The 2,534-nt window shown below is 48.6% G+C and carries 2 rRNA genes (1 of these 2 cut by a window edge); both read left to right on the forward strand.

Going from position 1 to position 2,534, the window contains the following annotated elements:
* Nucleotides 1-2,305, forward strand: a 23S ribosomal RNA gene (locus EG028_RS27525) (it extends 578 nt beyond the left edge of the window).
* Nucleotides 2,306-2,417: 112 nt separating this feature from the next.
* Nucleotides 2,418-2,529: ribosomal RNA gene (rrf, locus tag EG028_RS27530) — 5S ribosomal RNA — on the forward strand.
* Nucleotides 2,530-2,534: the final 5 nt, after the last annotated feature.

The raw sequence follows: 2,534 nt of genomic DNA on the forward strand, positions 1-2,534 counted from the left end.
CGTGCCTTTTGCATAATGAGCCTACGAGTTACTCCTCACTGGCGAGGTTAAGTTCTTCAGTAACGGAGCCGCAGCGAAAGCGAGTCCTAACAGGGCGTTTTAGTCAGTGGGGGTAGACGCGAAACTTTGTGATCTATCCATGGGCAGGTTGAAGGTTTGGTAACACAAACTGGAGGACCGAACTCATTAGCGTTGAAAAGCTATGGGATGACCTGTGGATAGGGGTGAAAGGCCAATCAAACTGAGAGATAGCTCGTTCTCCCCGAAATGTTTTTAGGAACAGCCTCGTATATAGACGTATCATAGAGGTAGAGCTACTAATTGGGCTAGGGGGCTTCACCGCCTACCAAACCCTAATAAACTCCGAATGCTATGATATATCTGCGGGAGTGAGGCTGTGGGCGCTAAGGTCCATGGCCGAGAGGGAAATAACCCAGATTAACAGCTAAGGTCCCTAATCGTATGTTAAGTTGAACAAACGCAGTTCAAACCCTAAAACAGCCAGGATGTTGGCTTGGAAGCAGCCATTCATTTAAAGAGTGCGTAACAGCTCACTGGTCGAGGGTTTGGGCACGGAAAATAATCGGGCATCAAACATACAACCGAAGCTTTAGGATCCCTGCTAGGCAGGTGATCGGTAGGGGAGCATTCTGTACTGCATCGAAGGTGTACCGCGAGGTATGTTGGAGCGTACAGAAAAGAAAATGTAGGCATAAGTAACGATAAAAAAGATGAAAAATCTTTTCGCCGTAAGACTAAGGGTTCCTGATCAACGCTAATCGGATCAGGGTTAGTCGGGTCCTTAGGCAAAGCCGAAAGGCGTAGCTGATGGCAAACTGGTGAATATTCCAGTACCTGCTATAATTTCGATGGGGTAACGGAGTAGTGAAAGGACTGCGCACTTACGGAATAGTGCGTTAAAGGGAGTAGGTATATTCTGGGTAGGAAAATCCGCCTGGGATGCTGAACCTGATAGTACAGCAAAGCTTCGGCCGCGCTGATAATGTCCCTAATCAGACTTCCAAGAAAAACCTCTAAGGTTAGGTTATAGCAGCCCGTACCGTAAACCGACACAGGTAGTCGAGGAGAATATCCTAAGGCGCTCGAGTGATCCGTGGTAAAGGAACTAGGCAAATTGACGCTGTAACTTCGGGATAAGGCGTGCCACAGTGATGTGGCCTCAGTAAAATGGTCCAACCAACTGTTTAACAAAAACACAGGGCCCTGCAAAATCGAAAGATGACGTATAGAGCCTGATACCTGCCCGGTGCTGGAAGGTTAAGGAAGGGTGTTCGACGCAAGTCAAAGCTCCTGACTGAAGCCCCAGTAAACGGCGGCCGTAACTATAACGGTCCTAAGGTAGCGAAATTCCTTGTCGGGTAAGTTCCGACCTGCACGAATGGTCTAATGAGTTGGACACTGTCTCTACCACGAGCTCGGTGAAATTGTAGTATCGGTGAAGATGCCGGTTAATCGCAACGGGACGGAAAGACCCCGTGAACCTTCACTACAACTTAACATTGATTTTGAATGCCAGATGTGTAGGATAGTTGGGAGACTATGAAGCAGCTTCGCCAGGAGTTGTGGAGTCAACGTTGAAATACCAACCTTCTGTTATTTAGAGTCTAACTCCTGTAAGGGAGGACATTGTTTGGTGGGTAGTTTGACTGGGGTGGTCGCCTCCTAAAAAGTAACGGAGGCTCGCAAAGGTACCCTCAGTACGGTTGGTAATCGTACGCAGAGCGCATTAGTAAAAGGGTGCTTGACTGTGAGGCAGACAAGCCGAGCAGGTGCGAAAGCAGGCTAAAGTGATCCGGTGGTTCTGTATGGAAGGGCCATCGCTCAAAGGATAAAAGGTACTCCGGGGATAACAGGCTGATCTCCCCCAAGAGCTCATATCGACGGGGAGGTTTGGCACCTCGATGTCGGTTCGTCACATCCTGGGGCTGGAGAAGGTCCCAAGGGTTCGGCTGTTCGCCGATTAAAGTGGCACGTGAACTGGGTTCAGAACGTCGCAAGACAGTTCGGTCCCTATCTGTTGTGATCGTTAGTAAATTGAGAGGACATGACCTTAGTACGAGAGGACCGGGTCGTACGTACCGCTGGTGTATCTGTTGTGCCGCCAGGTGCAGTGCAGAGTAGCTATGTACGGGCAAGATAAACGCTGAAAGCATCTAAGCGTGAAACTTACCTCAAGATGAGTTTACTTTTAAGGGCCGTCGGAGACTACGACGTTGATAGGCTACAGGTGTAAGGGTGGTAACATCGGAGCCGAGTAGTACTAATTGCCCGTAAGCTTTAATTTTATTACCTCTCTTAACCGAAAGGTGTACTTACAACTTCCCAATATGTAAATTATTGCCGGCGCATAGCCGAGACAGATTGCCTGCTCATCAGGTACTCAAGTCAGAAGATCTTATGGTGGTTTTGCCGAGGGTGTTCACCTCTTCCCATTCCGAACAGAGAAGTTAAGCCCCTCATGGCCAATGGTACTGCACTATCATGCGGGAGAGTAGGTAGCTGCCATATTTATT

It is taken from the genome of Chitinophaga barathri, from assembly GCF_003807585.1.
Taxonomy (GTDB): domain Bacteria; phylum Bacteroidota; class Bacteroidia; order Chitinophagales; family Chitinophagaceae; genus Chitinophaga; species Chitinophaga barathri.